At 32.6% G+C, this 20,504-nt stretch carries 19 protein-coding genes; 18 read left to right on the top strand and 1 reads right to left on the bottom strand.

What is annotated here, in order from left to right; genetic code table 11:
• Positions 1-93: 93 nt before the first annotated feature.
• The 7 genes from LQ694_RS05940 (at position 94) to arsB (ending at position 10,220) form a co-directional block, all read left to right on the top strand.
• Entirely contained in the window at positions 94-4,413 is a 4,320-nt protein-coding gene (locus tag LQ694_RS05940) for a PolC-type DNA polymerase III (RefSeq protein WP_370688569.1), read from the top strand.
• Between the two features lie 121 nt (positions 4,414-4,534).
• A complete protein-coding gene (gene rimP, locus LQ694_RS05935; RefSeq protein WP_037587791.1) occupies positions 4,535-5,002 on the top strand; it encodes a ribosome maturation factor RimP in 468 nt (155 codons plus the stop codon).
• An 18-nt stretch (positions 5,003-5,020) separates the two neighbouring features.
• Complete coding sequence (nusA, locus tag LQ694_RS05930) at positions 5,021-6,088, top strand: transcription termination factor NusA (protein WP_037587793.1); 1,068 nt, start codon at positions 5,021-5,023, stop codon at positions 6,086-6,088.
• A 17-nt stretch (positions 6,089-6,105) separates the two neighbouring features.
• A complete protein-coding gene (gene rnpM / locus LQ694_RS05925) occupies positions 6,106-6,390 on the top strand; it encodes an RNase P modulator RnpM (RefSeq protein ID WP_049319083.1) in 285 nt (94 codons plus the stop codon).
• Positions 6,387-6,713 carry a ribosomal L7Ae/L30e/S12e/Gadd45 family protein gene (locus LQ694_RS05920; RefSeq protein ID WP_025905336.1) on the top strand — a complete coding sequence of 109 codons (327 nt, stop codon included), beginning with the start codon at positions 6,387-6,389 and terminating at the stop codon, positions 6,711-6,713. Before rnpM ends, LQ694_RS05920 begins: the two co-directional genes overlap by 4 nt.
• A gap of 4 nt (positions 6,714-6,717) precedes the next feature.
• A complete protein-coding gene (gene infB, locus LQ694_RS05915; protein ID WP_058611076.1) occupies positions 6,718-8,817 on the top strand; it encodes a translation initiation factor IF-2 in 2,100 nt (699 codons plus the stop codon).
• Between the two features lie 113 nt (positions 8,818-8,930).
• Positions 8,931-10,220 (top strand): arsenite efflux transporter membrane subunit ArsB, encoded by a 1,290-nt coding sequence (gene arsB, locus LQ694_RS05910; RefSeq protein ID WP_218697464.1) that lies wholly within the window; start codon positions 8,931-8,933, stop codon positions 10,218-10,220.
• A gap of 81 nt (positions 10,221-10,301) precedes the next feature.
• On the opposite strand, the gene LQ694_RS05905 is transcribed toward arsB, so the two are convergent.
• Positions 10,302-10,865: an Ada metal-binding domain-containing protein gene (locus tag LQ694_RS05905; protein ID WP_096791353.1), complete on the bottom strand. Its 564-nt coding sequence runs from the start codon at positions 10,863-10,865 to the stop codon at positions 10,302-10,304.
• A 132-nt stretch (positions 10,866-10,997) separates the two neighbouring features.
• Between LQ694_RS05905 and LQ694_RS05900 the strand changes: the two genes are divergently transcribed.
• From LQ694_RS05900 to ribF, 11 genes are all read left to right on the top strand, one after another.
• Positions 10,998-11,498, top strand: coding sequence for a methylated-DNA--[protein]-cysteine S-methyltransferase (locus LQ694_RS05900; RefSeq protein WP_231493042.1), 501 nt, complete (start codon positions 10,998-11,000; stop codon positions 11,496-11,498).
• Positions 11,499-11,566: 68 nt separating this feature from the next.
• A complete protein-coding gene (locus tag LQ694_RS05895; protein WP_048542593.1) occupies positions 11,567-12,130 on the top strand; it encodes a dihydrofolate reductase family protein in 564 nt (187 codons plus the stop codon).
• Positions 12,131-12,142: 12 nt separating this feature from the next.
• Complete coding sequence (locus LQ694_RS05890) at positions 12,143-12,559, top strand: GNAT family N-acetyltransferase (protein ID WP_058611072.1); 417 nt, start codon at positions 12,143-12,145, stop codon at positions 12,557-12,559.
• Between the two features lie 11 nt (positions 12,560-12,570).
• Positions 12,571-13,422, top strand: coding sequence for an aminoglycoside 6-adenylyltransferase (locus LQ694_RS05885; RefSeq protein ID WP_096791355.1), 852 nt, complete (start codon positions 12,571-12,573; stop codon positions 13,420-13,422).
• A gap of 313 nt (positions 13,423-13,735) precedes the next feature.
• On the top strand, positions 13,736-14,179 hold the full coding sequence (locus tag LQ694_RS05880) for a hypothetical protein (RefSeq protein WP_048542598.1): 444 nt from the start codon (positions 13,736-13,738) through the stop codon (positions 14,177-14,179).
• Positions 14,180-14,234: 55 nt separating this feature from the next.
• The gene (locus tag LQ694_RS05875) at positions 14,235-15,008 is read left to right on the top strand and encodes a MurR/RpiR family transcriptional regulator (RefSeq protein WP_065381117.1); all 774 of its coding nucleotides are present in this window, start codon (positions 14,235-14,237) and stop codon (positions 15,006-15,008) included.
• Between the two features lie 115 nt (positions 15,009-15,123).
• A complete protein-coding gene (malX, locus tag LQ694_RS05870; RefSeq protein ID WP_065381118.1) occupies positions 15,124-16,689 on the top strand; it encodes a maltose/glucose-specific PTS transporter subunit IIBC in 1,566 nt (521 codons plus the stop codon).
• 20 nt (positions 16,690-16,709) lie between these two features.
• Positions 16,710-17,876 carry a MalY/PatB family protein gene (locus tag LQ694_RS05865; protein ID WP_218696604.1) on the top strand — a complete coding sequence of 389 codons (1,167 nt, stop codon included), beginning with the start codon at positions 16,710-16,712 and terminating at the stop codon, positions 17,874-17,876.
• A gap of 97 nt (positions 17,877-17,973) precedes the next feature.
• Positions 17,974-18,318, top strand: coding sequence for a 30S ribosome-binding factor RbfA (gene rbfA, locus LQ694_RS05860; RefSeq protein WP_048542606.1), 345 nt, complete (start codon positions 17,974-17,976; stop codon positions 18,316-18,318).
• A gap of 271 nt (positions 18,319-18,589) precedes the next feature.
• Positions 18,590-19,501, top strand: a complete 912-nt coding sequence (truB, locus tag LQ694_RS05855) for a tRNA pseudouridine(55) synthase TruB (protein ID WP_096791359.1) — start codon at positions 18,590-18,592, stop codon at positions 19,499-19,501.
• Between the two features lie 12 nt (positions 19,502-19,513).
• Positions 19,514-20,470, top strand: a complete 957-nt coding sequence (gene ribF / locus LQ694_RS05850; protein WP_025905353.1) for a riboflavin biosynthesis protein RibF — start codon at positions 19,514-19,516, stop codon at positions 20,468-20,470.
• Positions 20,471-20,504 lie beyond the last annotated feature (34 nt).

Raw genomic sequence — 20,504 nt, 5'->3', positions numbered from 1 at the left:
ATAAAAACAACTAAATCTGATATAATATAAGATATTTAAAGAGGCTATTTAATGATTAGCCTCTTTTTCATTTTGATGAAGGTGGTCGTATAAGTGTCAATGACAGGGCAAGAGAAATTCCAAACGCTTCTCACGCAAATGAACATAACAGATGAACTTGATAAAGATGTCGTAGAACAAGGTGAACTTACAAGAATTGATGTGTCCCAATCAAAAAGATTGTGGCATTTCTACATTAAGTTGCCATATTTTTTATCAAGTGAAATGTATCTTGTTTTTACAAATCAACTGAAAAATGCTTTTAGTAGTATTGCGCAAGTTGATTGGACAATTGAAGTGACAACTAAAGAACAAATAGATGAACATATACTGAAATATATTCCACATTGTATTGATGGTACTGAATTAAGTGATAAAGTGAAACATCAACTTAAACAAAAGCCTATTATATTTGCTGATGATATCGTGAAAGTTCAAGTGAACAATGATATTGAACGCGATTATTTCGATAAGCGTGTTAATGGTTCATTAGTAAAAGCGCTCCAGAAATGTGGCTTTCAAATAAGTCGTGTTATATTCGAAACGATGGATAATGAAGAACAAATGAGAAGAGAACTTGAATCATTTGAGGCGCACATTCAACAAGAAGATGAAGAAGCTGCACGTATTGCATCAGAAAAAATGGAACGTATGAAAAAAGAAAAAGCAGAATCTAGTGATAATGAAAATGCTGTATCACGATGTCAAATTGGTAAAGACATTCCAGTAGATTCTATTCGCAAAATAGAAGATATTATTGAAGAAGAGTTCAAAGTAGCACTTGAAGGTGTTATTTTTGATATTGAAATGAAAGAACTTAAAAGTGGTAGACATATTGTCACATTAAAAATTACGGACTATACCGATTCACTCATACTTAAGATGTTTACGAGAAAAGGTAAAGATGATCTTGAACATTTTAAGGCTTTAAAAGTAGGTACTTGGGTTAGAGCACAAGGTAGAATTGAACAAGACCAATTTATACGTGATTTAGTGATGATGATGACGGATATCCATGAAATTAAGAAGTCTCCTAAACTTGATAAAGCAGATGAAAAAAGAGTGGAATTTCACTTACATACATCTATGAGTCAAATGGATGGCATTACACATATTGGTAAGTATGTTGAACAGGCTGCTAAATGGGGACATAAAGCAATCGCGATAACAGACCATAATGGTGTTCAAGGATATCCAGATGCGCATGCAGCAGCAATTAAAAATGGTATTAAAATGATTTATGGTATGGAAGGTATGCTTGTAGATGATGGTGTGCCGATTGCCTACAAGTCACAAGATATTCCGCTTAAGACAGCAACGTATATTGTATTTGACGTCGAAACAACAGGACTTTCAAGTCAATATGATCAAATTATAGAATTAGCTGCCGTTAAGGTTAAAGATGGCGAAGTAATTGACACATTTGAACGTTTTTCTGACCCAGGAGAACGTTTATCAGAAACAATTAAAAATTTAACCGGTATTACAGATGAAATGTTACGTGGACAACCTGATATCGAAACGGTTCTAAAAGATTTCCATGAATGGGTTGGAGACGCAATATATATTGCGCATAACGCATCATTTGATATGGGCTTTATAGATACAGGATTTGAACGTATCGGACTTGGTGCTACGACAAATGGTGTTATCGATACGCTTGAATTATCACGTACAGTGAATACTGAATATGGTAAACATGGTTTGAATTTCTTAGCTAAAAAATATGGTGTAGAACTTACACAACACCATAGAGCGATTTATGATGCGGAAACAACAGCACATATCTTTATTAAGATGTTAAAACAGTTAGAAGAACTCAATGTTCATAATCATAATCAAATAAACGAGAAGCTATCAAATGATGAAGCATATAAACGTGCAAGACCATCTCATGTAACGCTAATCGTACAAAACCAAGTTGGACTGAAAAATTTATTCAAAATTGTCAGTGCCTCATTAGTTGATTACTTTTATCGTACACCACGTATACCACGCTCGTTATTAAACAAATATAGAGAAGGTATTCTAGTAGGTAGTGCATGTGATGAAGGTGAAGTATTTACAACGGTTATGCAAAAAGACCAAGATGAAGTTGAAAAAGTTGCGAAATATTATGACTATATAGAAGTTCAACCAAAAGGGTTATATCAAGATTTAATTGATAGAGAATTGATTAAAGATAATGAAACGATGGAAGAAATATATAGTCGTATATTAAGCGTTGGTGAGAAACTTGACATTCCAGTTATCGCTACAGGAAATGCCCATTATTTATATGAGCATGATGCTGTTGCACGAAAAATATTAATCGCCTCTCAACCAGGTAATCCATTGAATAGACAAACATTACCTGAAGCACACTTTAGAACAACAGATGAAATGTTAGATGAATTCCACTTCTTAGGTGAAGAAAAAGCATATGAAATCGTTGTGAAAAATACGAACGAGCTAGCAGATAGGCTCGAAACAGTAATACCGATTAGGGACGAATTATATACACCTAATATGGAAGGTGCGAATGAAGAAATTCGTGAAATGAGTTATGAGAATGCTAGAAAATTATATGGTGAAGATTTACCACAAATCGTAATTGATAGACTTGAAAAAGAATTAGAAAGTATTATCGGGAATGGTTTTGCGGTTATTTATTTAATCTCGCAAAGGTTAGTTAAGAAATCATTGAATGATGGCTATTTAGTTGGTTCACGTGGTTCGGTAGGATCTAGTTTCGTTGCGACAATGACTGAAATAACTGAAGTGAATCCATTGCCGCCACATTATATTTGTCCATCATGTAAAGAAAGCCATTTCTTTGATGATGGTTCAGTCGGATCTGGTTTCGACTTACCAGATAAACAATGTGAAAAATGTCATGTTGATTTGATTAAAGAAGGACAAGATATACCGTTTGAAACATTCTTAGGTTTCAAAGGAGATAAAGTACCGGATATTGACTTGAACTTTAGTGGTGAATATCAACCAGTAGCCCATAATTATACGAAAGTACTGTTTGGTGAAGATAAAGTGTTTAGAGCAGGTACAATCGGTACGGTAGCTGAAAAAACAGCTTTCGGTTATGTTAAAGGATATTTAAATGATCAAGGTATTCATAAACGAGCAGCTGAAGTTGATAGACTTGTTAAAGGATGTACAGGTGTTAAAAGAACAACCGGGCAACATCCAGGTGGTATCATTGTTGTTCCAGATTATATGGATATTTATGATTTCACACCAATCCAATACCCTGCCGATGATCAAAAATCACCATGGAAAACAACACATTTCGACTTCCATTCTATCCATGATAATATTTTGAAACTGGATATATTAGGACACGATGATCCAACAATGATTAGAATGTTACAAGATTTATCAGGCATTGATCCTAAGACAATACCAGTAGATGATAAAGAAACAATGAAAATCTTTAGTACACCTGAATCATTAGGTGTTACAGAAGAAGATATTCTTTGTAAGACTGGAACATTCGGCGTACCTGAATTCGGTACAGGTTTCGTTAGACAAATGCTTGAAGATACGAAACCAACTACTTTTTCTGAACTCGTTCAAATTTCTGGGTTATCACATGGTACAGACGTTTGGTTAGGAAACGCACAAGAGTTAATCAAAACAGGTACATGTGATTTATCAAGTGTTATCGGTTGTCGTGATGATATTATGGTTTACTTAATGTATAACGGCTTAGAACCATCGCTTGCCTTTAAAATTATGGAAGCAGTTCGTAAAGGTAAAGGTTTAACAGATGAATTCGAAGAAGCTATGAAAGAAAATAATGTACCAGATTGGTATTTAGATTCATGTAAAAAAATTAAATACATGTTCCCTAAAGCCCATGCTGCTGCATACGTTCTAATGGCATTAAGAATTGCATACTTCAAAGTTCATCATCCGTTGTTCTATTATGCAAGTTACTTTACAGTACGTGCGACAGACTTTGATTTAAAAACAATGACAAAAGATAAAGAGTCTATTAAAGCAACGGTGAAAGAATATTATAGCCGATTCCATGAATTAGCTAAAAAAGAAAAAGATGTATTAACAGTTTTAGAAATTACAAATGAAATGGCACATAGAGGATACAAAATCCAACCAGTTAGCTTAGAGAAAAGTGATTCGTTTGAATTCAAAATTGAAGGTGATTCTCTTATTCCACCGTTTATCGCAGTACCTGGACTAGGTGAAAACGTTGCGAAACGTATCGTTGAAGCAAGAGAAGAAGGTCCATTCTTAGCTAAAGAAGACCTTAATAAAAAAGCAGGTGTATCTCAAAAAATCATCGAATATCTCGATGAACTTGGATCATTACCAAATATGCCTGATAAAGCTCAGCTTTCAATATTTGATTTATAATGCATGTTCTTGAGCATAGCGCCATTATGTGATATACTGTTATTGCTTAAAATAATACTCTGACGTTTAAAGAGTGGGACATTTCCCGCTCTTTTCTGTTTGTATTAAGAGGGAGGTCATTATGAGTAAAGTTGCAGCACACGTTGAGGAAATTATTCAACCAATACTTGAAGATTTAAATTATGAACTTGTAGATGTCGAATATGTCAAAGAGGGATCAGACTATTATCTACGTATTGCAATTGATAAAGACGGTGGCGTTGATTTGAACGACTGCACAATTGCCTCTGAAAAGATTAGTGAAGTTATGGACAAAGAAGATCCTATTAAAGAACCTTATTTCATGGATGTATCTTCACCTGGTGCAGAACGCCCATTGAAAAAAGAAAAAGACTATCAAAATGCAATTGAACAACCTGTATTTATCTCGTTATACGAACCTGTTGAAGGAGATAAAGAATGGTTAGGCGTTTTAAAAGAAGTTACTGAAACATCTATAACGCTAGAAGTGAAAATTAAAACAAGAACTAAGAATGTCACGTTGCCACGCAAGAAAATCGCTAAAGCACGTCGATCAGTAATGTTATAATATAAAGGAGGATACATTGTGAAAGGTAATGAATTATTACTTGCAATTGAATACCTTGAAAAGGAAAAAAGAATACCTCGTGAGGTACTTATTGATGCAATAGAAGCGGCTTTAATCACAGCTTACAAAAAGAACTATGACAGTGCCAAAAATGTTAGAATCGAACTGAATCTTGATGAAGGTACTTATAGAGTTATTTCAAGAAAAGACGTTGTAGAAGATGTTGAAGATTATAGAGATCAAGTAGCATTAGATACAGCGTTAGTTACAAATCCAGCATACGAAATTGGAGATGTCTTTGAAGAAGACGTTACACCTAAAGACTTCGGTCGCGTTGGTGCTCAAGCAGCTAAACAAGCAGTTATGCAACGTTTAAGAGATGCTGAAAGAGGCATTCTTTATGATGAGTTTATTGATAAAGAAGATGACATTGTAACAGGTGTTATCGACAGAGTCGATCATCGTTATGTATATGTTAATTTAGGCCGTACTGAAGCTGTACTTTCTGAAGCTGAGAGAAGTCCAAATGAACAATATTTACCAAATGAACGTATTAAAGTATATGTGAATAAAGTTGAACAAACGACTAAAGGTCCTCAAATCTTTGTATCACGTACACATCCTGGTTTATTAAAGCGTTTATTCGAGCAAGAAGTTCCTGAAATTTATGACGGTACTGTTATAGTTAAATCTGTAGCACGTGAAGCTGGAGACCGTTCTAAAATTAGTGTCACTTCAGAAAATGGCGATATCGATGCTGTAGGTGCATGTGTTGGTGCTAAAGGCGTTCGTGTTGAAGCAGTTGTTAATGAATTAGGTGGCGAAAAAATCGACATCGTTGAGTGGGACGAAGATCCAAAAGTATTCGTAAGAAATGCTTTAAGTCCTTCACAAGTTGTAGAAGTTATCGTAGATGAAGAAAATCAATCAACTACTGTTGTTGTACCAGATTACCAATTATCATTAGCAATCGGTAAACGTGGACAAAATGCACGACTTGCTGCAAAATTAACAGGTTGGAAGATTGATATTAAATCAGAAACTGATGCAAGAGAAGCAGGCATTATTTCAACTGAAGAATCATAAAGTGAGGTGCTTTTATCATGAAAAAGAAAAAGATACCAATGCGTAAATGTATACTTTCAAATGAAATGAAACCTAAAAATGATATGATTCGTGTCGTTAAAAATAAAGCAGGCGAAATAACAGCAGATGCGACAGGTAAAGCACCAGGTCGCGGTGCATATGTTTCTAAAGATTTAGAAGTTATTGAAACTGCACAGAAACAAGGAAAGTTAGAACGTTATTTTGACAGTAATAAAGAAACACTTGAACCTGTCTATAAAGAAATCATTCGTTTAATTTACCGTGAGCGTATACCTAAATGAGTATAGAAAAGAAAGATCAAATTTTAAATCTTCTTGGTCTGGCAACAAGAGCTAGAAAGATTAAGACTGGCGAAGAAATTGTCATAAGTGAGTTAAGAAAAGGCAATGTTAAACTTGTCATACTTTCAGAAGATGCTGCAGCAAATGTTACAAAAACAATAAAAAATAAATGTGCAACTTATCATGTAACACTTTTAACTTTTGCTACACGCTATGAATTAGGCTACGCAATTGGAAAAGAAAGCAGAGTGGTGTTGGGCATAACTGACATTGGATTTAGCAAAAAGCTAAAAACGATGATTCATGATTTTCATGAGGAGTGAGTATATGAGTAAAAAGAGAATATATGAGTATGCAAAAGAAATCGATGTAAAGAGTAAAGCAATCATAGACGAATTAAAAAAGAATAACATAGAAGTATCAAATCACATGCAAGCATTAGAGGAGAATGACATTAAAATTTTAGATAAAGCATTTAAAAAGCAGGATTCTGCTAAAAAAGAACAAACAACTACTCACGCAAATACAAATAAATCAAATAACAACAAACAGAATAACAAACAAAACAATAAACCTAATCATCAACAAAAGAATCAAAAGAATAAAAAGCAAAATAACAAAAAACAACATAATCAACAACAGCAACAACCTAAACCGGAAGTTAAAGAAACACCATCTTTAATTACGTATGAAGAAGGTATTACAGTTGGTGAATTAGCTGATAAAATCAACAAAGATGCTTCTGAAATTATTAAGAAGTTATTCTTACTTGGTGTTGTAGCTAATATTAACCAAGCATTAGATACTGAAACTGTTGAATTAATTTGTGCAGATTATGATATTGAAGCTGAGTTAGAAGTACATGTAGATGCAACTGACTTAGAAAATTACTTTGAAGTTGATGAAAATGATGCAGACTTAATCGAAAGACCTGCAGTTGTTACAATCATGGGACACGTTGACCATGGTAAAACGACACTTCTAGATTCAATCCGTAATACACGTGTTACAGCTGGTGAAGCAGGCGGTATTACACAACATATTGGTGCATACCAAATTGTTAACAACGACAAGAAAATTACATTCCTTGATACACCAGGACATGCTGCTTTCACAACAATGAGAGCGCGTGGTGCTCAAGTAACAGATATCACAATTTTAGTTGTTGCAGCTGATGATGGTGTAATGCCTCAAACAATTGAAGCAATAAACCATGCTAAAGCAGCAGAAGTACCAATTATTGTTGCGGTAAACAAAGTTGATAAACCAACAGCAAATCCTGATCGCGTTATGCAAGAATTAGGTGAATATGGTCTTTATCCTGAAGACTGGGGTGGAGATACAATCTTCGTTCAACTTTCAGCAATTCAAGGTGACGGAATCGATGATTTATTAGAAATGATTGGTTTAGTTTCTGAAGTAGAAGAACTAAAAGCTAACCCTGACCGTGCTGCAGTAGGTACTGTAATCGAAGCTGAGCTTGATAAATCACGTGGACCTGCAGCTTCTCTATTAGTACAAAACGGTACTTTAGAAGTAGGTGACTCATTAGTAGTGGGTAACACATACGGTAGAGTACGTGCAATGGTTAACGACTTAGGTAAAAGAATTAAAACAGCTGGACCATCAACACCAGTTGAAATTACTGGTTTACATGATGTACCACAAGCTGGTGATCGATTTGTTGTATTCAAAAATGAAAAACAAGCTCGTCAAATCGGTGAAAAACGTCAACAAGAAAATATCTTAAAACAACGTCAAGATAGTAAGAGCGTTTCATTAGATAACTTGTTTGAACAAATGAAACAAGGTGAAATGAAAGATTTAAATATCATCATTAAAGGTGATGTTCAAGGTTCAGTAGAAGCTTTAGCAGCATCATTAATGAAAATAGACGTTGAAGGTGTTAATGTACGTATTATTCATACAGCAGTTGGTGCGATTAATGCATCAGACGTTACATTAGCTGCAGCATCAAACGGTATTATTATTGGATTTAACGTAAGACCAGATGCAGGTGCTAAACGTGCTGCAGAAGAAGAAAATGTTGACATGAGATTACATCGTATTATTTATAAAGTAATCGAAGAAATCGAATCAGCTATGAAAGGTCTATTAGACCCTGAATATGAAGAACAAGTTATTGGTCAAGCTGAAGTACGTCAAACATTTAAAGTATCTAAAGTCGGTACAATCGCTGGTAGTTACGTAACAGACGGTAAGATTACAAGAGATGCAAGTGTACGTATTATTCGTGACGGCATTGTGATCTTTGAAGGTGAATTAGATACACTTAAACGTTTCAAAGATGACGCTAAAGAAGTAGCAGCTGGATATGAATGTGGTATCACAATTGAAAAATTCAACGACATTAAAGAAGGCGACATCTTCGAAGCTTTCAAAATGGTTGAAATTGAAAGAAAATAAAGTGAATACTTTAATATAAATCTTAAGAGACTGGGACATTATTTATTTATTGTCTCAGTCTTTTTTGATATTGTTTATAATTTTGAGATTTTCACGAAAGGAGGGAAATTATGATGACCATACTTGCGATCATTATTTTTGTATTAACACTGACTTTCGTTATTTGGCAACCGAAAGGACTAGATATCGGTGTAACAGCTTTTATTGGTGCATTAATTGCCATTATAACTGGTGTTGTACAAATAGAAGATATATTTGAAGTGACTAGCATTGTTTGGAATGCAACATTGACATTCATAGCGATAATTATCATTTCGCTTATTCTTGATGAAATTGGTTTCTTTGAATGGTCTGCGATTCATATGGTTAAAGCCTCTCGTGGAAATGGTGTAAAGATGTTCGTTTATATCATGATATTAGGTGCAATTGTTGCGGCATTTTTTGCGAATGATGGCGCAGCTTTGATACTTACGCCTATTGTATTGGCAATGGTACGTCATCTAGGATTTAATAAGAAAATCATTTTTCCTTTTGTGATAGCAAGTGGATTTATAGCAGATACTACTTCGTTACCATTCACAGTGAGCAATTTAGTTAATATTGTTTCTGCAGACTATTTTAATATTGGCTTTGTTGAATATTTCTTACATATGTTCATACCGAACATATTCTCGTTATTGGCTAGTATTGCTGTATTGTGGTTATTCTTTAAATCGTCAATACCACGTACTTTTGACGATCGTCATTTAAAACAACCAAAAGAAGCAATTAAAGATTTGAAACTGTTTCATATGTCATGGGCTATACTATCCATATTACTCATCGGCTATTTTATCAGTGAGTTTGTACACATAGCCGTATCAATTATTGCATGTATAGTAGCCATTATATTTGTATGCTTTGCTAGAAAATCTACTGCAGTTCATACTAAAAAAGTGCTCAAAGGTGCACCATGGAATATTGTCGTATTCTCAATTGGTATGTATTTAGTTGTCTTTGGACTAAAAAATGTAGGTATCCTTACAATGTTAAGTCATATACTTACAGACATTTCTCAACATGGATTATTTGCAAGTATTATGGGAATGGGATTTATAGCAGCATTTCTATCATCGATTATGAATAACTTACCAACCGTTCTTATAGATGCACTCGCTATCCATCAATCAGATGTTATTGGTCCCCTTAAAGAAGGCATGGTTTATGCAAATGTTATCGGTTCAGATCTCGGTCCAAAAATTACACCTATCGGTTCTTTAGCAACATTATTGTGGCTACATGTATTGTCACAAAAAGGTGTTAAAATACCTTGGGGCACATACTTTAAAACAGGTATTATCATAACGATACCTGTATTATTCATTACATTAGTAGGATTGTATGTAACATTGTTAATCTTTTAAAAAACATGCTGGGACATAATGTCTCAGCTTGTTTTAGTATCTAGTCATCCTTGCCGGGGCGGGACTACGAAATCTTTTTATCTAAATTAGATTTCTGTCCCGCTCCCTCCGTTTGCGAAATTGTAAAGGCGTCATAAAATAGAATTGCTTAAATATTTTGATATAATGTGATGTTGTTTTATAACCAACTTTTCTACTAATGTCTTCAACTGTCATTATATTCTCATTAAGCAATGCGATACTTTTTTCGATTCTTATTTCATGTAAATATTGCATAATTGTTTGTTGTGTTACTTGTTTAAATAGTCTTGATAAATGAAACTTTGAACCGTGACATTGGTTACATATTTCATCTAATGTAAGATTTAAATGATAATATCGATGAACGAAATTTTTTATTTGTAATACCCATTCTTCATCTTCTAATAATTGACCTGTTGGATTACACTTTTTACAAGGACGATAACCATTATCTATAGCCTCGTGATAGTCTCGATATATTGAAACATTTTCTTTATTAGGTAATTTAGCATTGCATGAAGGTTTACAGAATATCATTGTCGTCTTAACTGCATATACAAAATCATCATTCGCTAATTTATTGTTTGTTTTAATGTCTTGCCATCTTTTCTCAGTTAAATACATTGCCAATTCTATCACCTCAAAAACATCATAACATATAAAAATATCCTGATATTGCTATCTAATTATGATAACGTCTATTTATATTGAGTTTACAAATAAATTCGTTTAAACTTTCACCAAAGGAGGAAGATGATGAAAATAATTTATAGTGGTATTCTTAAGCATCTTAATAAACAACTCGATATTTATGCAAGTGATGAAGGTCTCGTATTTGTAGGCTCATTTGATAAAGAAAATGAAATACATCAGTTTATTTCAAATATAGAAATTAAAGACAATCAAGACAAAGTAAAACCATATATCGACCAATTGAATGAATACTTTAATGGAACAAGAAATTCTTTTGACTTAAAAATAGATATAAATTCCAGCCCATTTAACGAAACTGTGTGGCAAGCATTGACTAAAATACCATATGGAGAAACAACAACTTATTCAGATTTAGCCAATAAAATTAATAAACCAAATGCAGTTAGAGCCGTTGCATCAGCAATCGGTAAAAATCCATTAAACATTGTGATACCTTGCCATCGTGTAATAGGCAAAGACGGACAACTAAGAGGTTATAGAGGCGGACTTGAAATGAAGCAATCATTATTAGAGTTAGAATCAAGACACACCCATTTACCATAAATAATGAGGTGTGTTTTCTATTATCATTTCGTGTATGATAATAGAAAGAAATGATTGGGGGTCAATATATGAGTAGTGATGATAATAGTAGGAAAGTCATTTTAGATTTAGCTGTTACATTAGATGGGCTTATCGAAGGTGAAAATGGCGAGATTGACTGGTGTATTATGGATCCTGAAATGAATTTTGATGATTTTTTAAATCAAGTCGATACAATCTTTTATGGAAGAAAAAGTTACGAAGCATGGGGAGATTTTCAACCGAGTTTAGAAGATTCAGAAGATGATAAATTAATGTGGAAAAACATACATGCCAAAGAAAAATATGTCTTTTCAAAAAAATTTAAGTTTGAAGATAAACATGTCAATGTTATTAAAGATAATATCGTAGAACATGTAAATGAAATAAAAAGTAAGCCAGGTAAAGATATATGGTTATATGGTGGATCTAGCTTAATCACGACATTTGTAAATTATGGATTAGTAGATGAATATAGACTATCCATACATCCTATAGTTTTAGGAAAAGGAAAACCACTATTTATAGATATTGAAGATAGACAACAACTTAAACTAGTACATTCAAGAAAATTTAAATCAGGTGTTATACAATTAATTTATCATAATGAGTAGTAGGTGATGTTTATGTACACTTTTGAACGTGAATTTAAAAGCGAAAATATTGATAGTATAAAAGAAGTATATGAATCAGTTGGTTGGTTAGGTCATGATAACGAAAAAATAGAAAAAATATTTCTCAATAGTTCACATGTTGTAATAGTTAAAAATTACGATGAAGTTATTGCATTAGCGAGGGCATTAACAGATGGAGTGTTTAATGCTGCTATATATGATGTAGTTGTAAAGAAAACATATCAACAAAAAGGTATTTCAAGAAAAATGATTGAAATTTTATTAGAAGATTTAAAACAAATATCATGTATTCATTTAATATCTACGACCGGTAATGAAGAGTTATATAGAAAGCTCGGATTTAAAAAATTAAAAACTGGAATGGCAATATATAAATCTATAAAATTAGATAGTGAGTATACTGAATAGTAGGTGAAATCATGAAAACAGAACGTGAGGTATTGGAAGAAATTTTTAATAATGCTTCGATTGAAGATGATATTAGAGCAGTTTGCATGAATGGATCTAGGGTTAATAAATTTATTGAACCGGATGAATATCAAGATTTTGATATTGCATTTATCGTAAAGAATTATGAGTCGTTTATTCAACATTTATCATTTATTAAAAATTTTGGAGAGCCTATTATTTCTCAGTGTAATAGAGAGCGTTCTGATAGTGGTATAAAGGATCAATTATTTTATATGGTGTTGTTTGAAAATCACATGCGAGTAGATTTCAGGTTTATACCAATTGAATGTATAGAAGCATATAGACATGAAGATTATTTACTGAAGGTATTAATTGATAAGGATAACTATTTTAGTGAACAAATTGAACTAAGTGATAAAAAATATCATATTAAGAAACCTAACCAGAAGCGATTTGATTTTGTTTGTAATGAATTTTGGTGGTTATCAACATATGTTGTTAAAGGCATTAAAAGAGAAGAAATTTTTTATGCTATCGATCATTTAAATATGATGCGTGATTTACTTTTGACTATGTATGACTGGAAAGTCGGTAACAAATTTAATTGGCAAATCTCAACGGGAAAAAATCATAAATTATTAAAAAAATACATTTCTAAGTCTGAATGGAATAAATTGTTGGAATCATATCCACATGGTGAAGTTGTAGATATAACAAATTCATTATTAAGTATTACAAAGCAATTTTATATTTTATCAGTTGAAATAGCCAAAGATTTAAATATGGAACTAGAAACTGCGGAAGCAAATAAGGTTATTAAGTATAATCATAATCAAATAACTGGATTTACTGACATGTAAATGGGAAGTATACCTTAGCTGGAGATATACTTCCCATTTTTGGAAGATAAGCACTTTTATTGTTGAGTCGAGAATACGGATTCTCTTCAAGTATATAAATATACTTGATATATATAGCATAACCGTTTATTGAGAAAAGTGAAATTTGTGTTATGGATGATGACTTGCTATGTGACAGTTAATGACATTCACTAAAGTACGAATCATTTTTTTGATGTATATTTACACTTTAATAAGGGAATAGGTAAGTAAATAGATTAGATGCAGTAAAGTTATTCATGAACTACAAATATGACGTATTGGAGTGGTTCTTATGCAAACAATGATTGTTTATTTTGTCGGCTGCTTTATCGGATTTATTGTACATCGTATATTTCAAACTGAAAGTATGTGGATGAATGTCGCTCAATTTTCAATATTTTTTGCGTTTATGTATACATTTATTGGTAGATTTATGCCTTCTATTCGAAATTCACTTATTAAAATGGTTCCGAGTAATATTCCAAATCCGAAAATGATTGTGTATGTAACGGGATGGTTAGAATTTGTCATTGCGATAAGTGTGTTTATTCCTAAAGTTAATTTTGTATTCAGTGTTATTGGTATTATTTTATGCTTTGTATTGTTCCCTGGCAATATAAAAGCACATGCCAAAAATATATCGTTAGGTAGCAAAGCACCAACAAATATTTATTTAAGAGCATTCTTGCAAATATTATTTATTGTTTCATTTATTATCATCTTTAAGCATGCATGAGATGGTATATAGTGAAGTTAATGATGTAAAAGTGAAGATATTAAGAGGGGTTAAAATGGAACAAAATGCACTTGTAGGAAAATTACAAAAAAGAAGAAATGATTTAAGTGAATTAGAGAAGAGGGTACTGGATTTTATTTTGAATGATTATACGTCGATAGCAAATATGAACATAGATGATATTGCTGAAAAGTTGTTTGTGTCGACTGCAACTGTCAGTAGATGTTCTCAAAAATTAGGTTATCAAGGCTATAGAGAACTGAAATATGCTTTATTACAAAATCAACCTGATTTAAATAAAGTACACAATGTGCAAAGTTTTGATGTTGAAATGAATGATTTTATGAATGAAAATTTGGCGAACCTCCAGAATACAATGAATGAAATCAATATCCAAGATATCGAAAAAGCAGTAGCTTTTATACGTGATGCACGTGTAATAGAAGTCATTAGCGTGGGAGCAAGTTTAGTAAATGGGATTGATTTGAGTAGAAAGTTAACGTTTCTAGGTAAAGTAGCACATGCGAGAACTGATTGGGATGAATTAGAAGCGGTAACGCATAATTTAGATCAGGAAAGTTTAGCAATTTGTGTAAGTTCAAGTGGTGAAACCTCACATATTGTTCGTTATGCACAGCAGTTAAGAGATAACCAAGTACCAATTATTTCTATTGTTAGTAATAGACATTCTAAGTTGGCACAGTTATCGACTATAACTTTGATTGCTAAAACGAATAGTATTTATATTGGAAATGTAGATTTAAGTTCAAGGCACGCTGCTATGTTTATAATAGATTTTCTATTAATGATGTATGGTAAACAATTATAATGTAACGACATTCATAAGATGTAAGCGCGACCAAAATGATTATATACTATTGATGCCCCTTTAATACATTTGTATATTTAAATAACATAAATGTATTAAAGGGGTGTTATTAAGTATGAGTAAACAGAAGAAGCAAAGTAATGTGTGGGATTTTCTTCAAAATATGGGGAAGACATTTATGCTTCCTGTAGCTTTATTAGCTTTTATGGGATTGATTTTAGGAATAGGGAGTTCATTTACAAGTGAATCAATGATTGATGTCTTTCCATTTTTAGAGAATAACATGATACAGCTAGTATTGAAGTTTCTAGCAACAGTTGGGGGATTTGCTTTTACATATTTACCTGTACTATTTGCGATCGCTATACCAATCGGACTTGTTAAACATGAAAAAGGTGTAGCTGCCTTCTCAGGATTTGTAGGTTATACAGTTATGAATTTAACGATTAATTTCTATTTAACTGAGACGCATCAATTAGCAGATACAGATAAATTACAACAAGCTGGACAAAGTATGGTATTAGGCATTCAAACACTCGAAATGGGTGTGCTCGGTGGTATTATTTCTGGTCTTATCGTTTATAAATTACATAATAAATTTAGTTATACACAGTTACCTGACAGCTTTGCGTTCTTCTCAGGTTCAAGATTTGTGCCAATTGTAACATCTCTCGTATTGGCAGTAGTTGGGTTAATTATACCGATTGTTTGGCCATTCTTCGGTATGATCATTGGAAGTGTTGGTGCACTAATTCAACATTCTGGTGTATTTGGACCATTTTTATTCGGTGCTGGTGAAAGGTTATTATTACCATTCGGTTTACATCATATTTTAGTATCTATGGTTAGATTTACTGAAGTCGGTGGACATTCTATTATTGAAGGTAAAGATGTATTTGGCGCATTAAATATATTTTATGCACAGTTACAAAATAATTTACCAATATCTCCAAATGTAACAGCATTTTTATCACAAGGTAAAATGCCTACATTTATGTTTGGTTTACCTGCTGCGGCTTTAGCAATTTATCATGCGGCGCCTAAAGAGAATAGACATAAAATTAAAGGTCTATTAATTTCAGGATTTGTAGCAACATTTGTTACAGGTATTACTGAACCAATTGAATTTTTATTCTTATTCATTAGTCCATTACTTTGGATCTTCCATGTCATTATGACAGGATTAGGATTTATGGTTATGAATATTCTAGGTGTGACAATTGGTAATACAGATGGCGGCGTACTAGACTTTCTAATATTTGGCGTCATGCAAGGTAGTTATACGAAATGGTGGCTCGTCATAATTGTTGGATTAATATGGTTTGTTATCTATTATTTAGTCTTCAAGACAGTTATTTTGAAATTCGACTTAAAAACACCAGGTAGAACAGTTGAAAAGAACGATAATAATGAAAGTAATGCGACACAAAATCGTACAAATCATACAGACGATATGGCTTCTGATATGCTTCAAGCGATTGGCGGTTCCAGTAATATTATAAGCATTGATAACTGTATTACACGTTTAAGATTAGTGCTGGAAGATGCGGAAATTGTTGATGATGAAAAGTTAAAAGAACTCGGTGCATTAGGTGTCGTACATTTAGACAAACAAAATGTACAAATTATCATCGGAACGAGAGTAACAACTGTCCGAAAACAATTAGATGCCATTATTTAAGTTAAGAAGGGATTTTTGTAATGTATAATTTTGATAAGGTGATTGATAGAACATGGACAAATTGTACTCAGTGGGATTATGTCCAAGACCGTTTTGGGCAAAGTGACTTGTTGCCATTCACGATTTCAGACACAGACTTCGCGCTACCAGATACAATTATGGAACATTTAAATAATCGTATGAAGCATCCTATATTCGGTTATACGAGATGGAATCATACATACTTTAAATCAACCGTTACGAATTGGTATAAAAAACGTTTTAATACTGAAATTAATGAAGATTGGATTTATTATACACCAACTGTGATATATGCAGTTTCACAGTTAATTCATATGAAATCTAATTTGAATGATGGTGTGATCATTCAAACACCAGCATATGACGCATTTTACAATGTGATTAAAGAGAATCATCGTACAGTTGTAGAGAATCAACTTTTCTACGAAGATGGTTATTATACAATTGACTTTAAACAATTAGAGATGCAATTAGCGGAACCTGAAAATAAAATTTTGTTATTATGTTCTCCTCATAACCCAACAGGTAGAGTATGGACTGAAGATGAACTGACTACAATCATTAAACTATGTCAGGAACATCATGTTTATATCATTTCTGATGAAATTCATATGGATATTGTTCGAAAAGGAAACAACCACATTCCAATACTAGATAAAAGTAAAAATGATATAGCAATTGTGACAAGTGGTAGCAAGACTTTTAATTTTCCGGGTCTAATTTTTGCGTATACATTAATTCCAAATAAAGAAGATGGGGATATATTTTTAAATCATTTGAAAAAGCAAGACGGTTTATCATCACCAAGCATTATGGGGATGGAATCTACAATAGCAGCATATGAAAAAGCGAGTGATTGGGTAGATGCTTTAAACGTATATTTAGATGACAATATACATGTAGTTCAATCATTCTTAAAAGAGCACATACCAGAAATTAAAGTTGTCAATCCAGAATCAACATATCTTATATGGTTAGATGTTTCAGATCTAAATATGACGATGGATGAATTGCAACACCGACTTATTAACATAGGAAAAGTTGCCATAATGGATGGTCAGACATATGGTGGTAACGGTCAGCACTTTTTGAGATACAATGTTGGATGCCCAAAGTCTAAAGTATTAGAAGGATTAGAGCGACTAAAGTTAAGTATTGAAACATAATATATTTATATCGAGTGATTATCTTTTTAAGCATTCAAGCATGTGCTATAATGTACTAATGTATATAGAGAGATGAGAATGTTAAGAGGTGAAAGATATGAGTATTCGTTCTGAACGAGTAGGCGAACAAATGAAAAAAGAATTAATGGATATCATCAACAATAAACTTAAAGATCCAAGAGTTGGATTTTTAACAATTACAGATGTAGAACTTCCAGGAGACTTATCACACGCTACAGTTTATTTAACTGTATTAGGTTCTGATAAAGAAAAAGAAGATACATTTAAAGGTTTAGAAAAAGCAAAAGGCTTTATTAAATCAGAATTAGGTAATCGTATGAAATTACGTATTTTACCAGAATTGCATTTTGAATATGATGAATCAATCGATTACGGTAATAAAATTGAACGCATGATTCAAGATTTAAATCGTAATGATTAATCCAAATTTAGGCTAAGACACTATAAGGTGTCTTGGTCTTTTTTTGATTAGAGGGAGTGTAAATACCATAATTCCGAATTGTGGTAATAAGAAAACGTCTTCGTTAGGGACATTACTCAGAATTGTGTCCGTAAGCGCCCTTGTTAGGGACATTTCTCGTAATTCTGTCTCTAACACCATCGTTTTTTTATGCGAATTGAGTTATTTCTTCTTTTTATGAATATTTTCATGTAAAATTAAAAAGAATAGAAACATTATGGAGGTCGTAAATTTGGATGGCATTCTAGCAATTCATAAGGAAGTTGGTATGACAAGTCATGACGTCGTATTTAAACTTCGTAAAATTTTAAAAACAAAAAAAGTTGGCCATACTGGAACTTTAGATCCTGAGGTAAGTGGTGTACTACCAATTTGTGTTGGGAAAGCGACGCGTGTGAGTGATTATGTGATGGAAAGTGGCAAATCCTACAGAGCTGAAGTAACGATTGGTATGAGTACAACGACTGAAGATCAAACTGGTGAGATAGTTGATCAGAAGCGTGTTGATCAAAATTTATGGGACAAAGATGAAATTATTGCGACTTTAAAACAATTAGAAGGTGACATTGAACAAATTCCACCTATGTATTCTGCTGTTAAAGTTAATGGTAAGAAATTATATGAATATGCTAGACAAAATATTGAAGTTGAACGTCCTGTCAGAAGGGTACATATTAACAGTATTGATTTAATTTCTGATATTATTTATGAGAATGATACTTGTAAATTTGAAATTGAAGTTGAATGTGGCAAAGGGACATATATTAGAACGTTAGCAACTCAAATTGGTGCTTTACTTAATTATCCTGCTCATATGTCTCATTTAATTAGGTTGAAAAGTGGCGGTTTCTCTTTAGAACAGGCTATTAAATTAGATGACTTAAGAGAAATAGTTGAGCAAGATAAGTTACAAGATGTGATTCTTCCATTAGAATATGGATTGAATGGTTTAACAAAAATTACCGTACATGATAAAAATATCGTAACGCGTATTCAAAACGGACAAAAAATAGAAAAATCTTTAATAGATGAAAGTAAACATGATGGCGAATTTGTTGTTTGGTATAAAGACAAAGCAATTGCTATTATGGATACTTACGATAAAAATGAAACACTTTATAAACCTAAAAAAGTTTTTCTTTAAAGGAGTATATTGATGGAAGTTATAGAAATTACACACCCAATTAAATCTAAACAATTTGTAAATGAAAATATTGCTTTAGCTATCGGTTTTTTTGATGGCATACATTTAGGTCATCAACAAGTTCTTAAAAAAATGATTAAAGTAGCTAAAGATAAACATTTAAAAAAAGCTGTTATGACATTTGATCCTCACCCTTCAGTTGTCTTAAATCCTGAAAAGAAAAGAACAACGTATTTAACACCTATTGCTGACAAAATTGAAGCAATTGAAAAGTTAGGCGTAGATTACTGTTTCGTCGTTAACTTTTCATCAACATTTGCAGATGTGTCTGCAGATGATTTTATTGACCAATATTTTATTCAAAATCATGTGAAAGCTGTTATTGCAGGTTATGATTTTAGTTTTGGTAAATATGGAAAAGGTAATATGGCTTCATTACAAGAGAATGATTATCCATTTGATGTATTTGTCGTATCTAAGCAAACATTACATGAGGATGAAAAAATCTCAACTACGAATATTAGAACATCACTTGAACTAGGAGAAATAGAAGCTTGTAATTTAGCTTTAGGACGTCCATATGTTATTAAAGGTATGGTTGTTCAAGGTGAAAAAAGAGGGCGTACGATTGGTTTTCCTACAGCTAATGTTGAACCTAGTGATGACTATGTATTACCGAGAAAAGGTGTTTATGCCGTAACATTACTCATTAAATCAAGAGATAAGTCATATAAAGGTGTGTGTAACGTTGGTGTGAAACCAACATTCCATGATCCATCTGTTTCTCAAATAAGTATTGAAGTTAACATCTTTGATTTTGAAGAAAGTATATATGGTGAGCGTGTAGAAGTATATTGGCACCATTTTATTAGACCAGAACAAAAATTTGATGGCATTGATGCACTTGTTAATCAAATTAAGCAAGATAAAGAAGAAGCAAAAGCGTTATTATCACTTGAAAGAACATAAAGAGTTATGTATAATGATTTGAGTGCCTAATCCT

Origin of the sequence: Mammaliicoccus sp. P-M58 (assembly GCF_022386165.1) — a bacterium.
In the GTDB taxonomy this organism is placed as follows: domain Bacteria; phylum Bacillota; class Bacilli; order Staphylococcales; family Staphylococcaceae; genus Mammaliicoccus; species Mammaliicoccus sciuri.
Note: the sequence above shows the minus strand (reverse complement) of the source record. Positions and strands in the feature narration are given on the sequence as shown.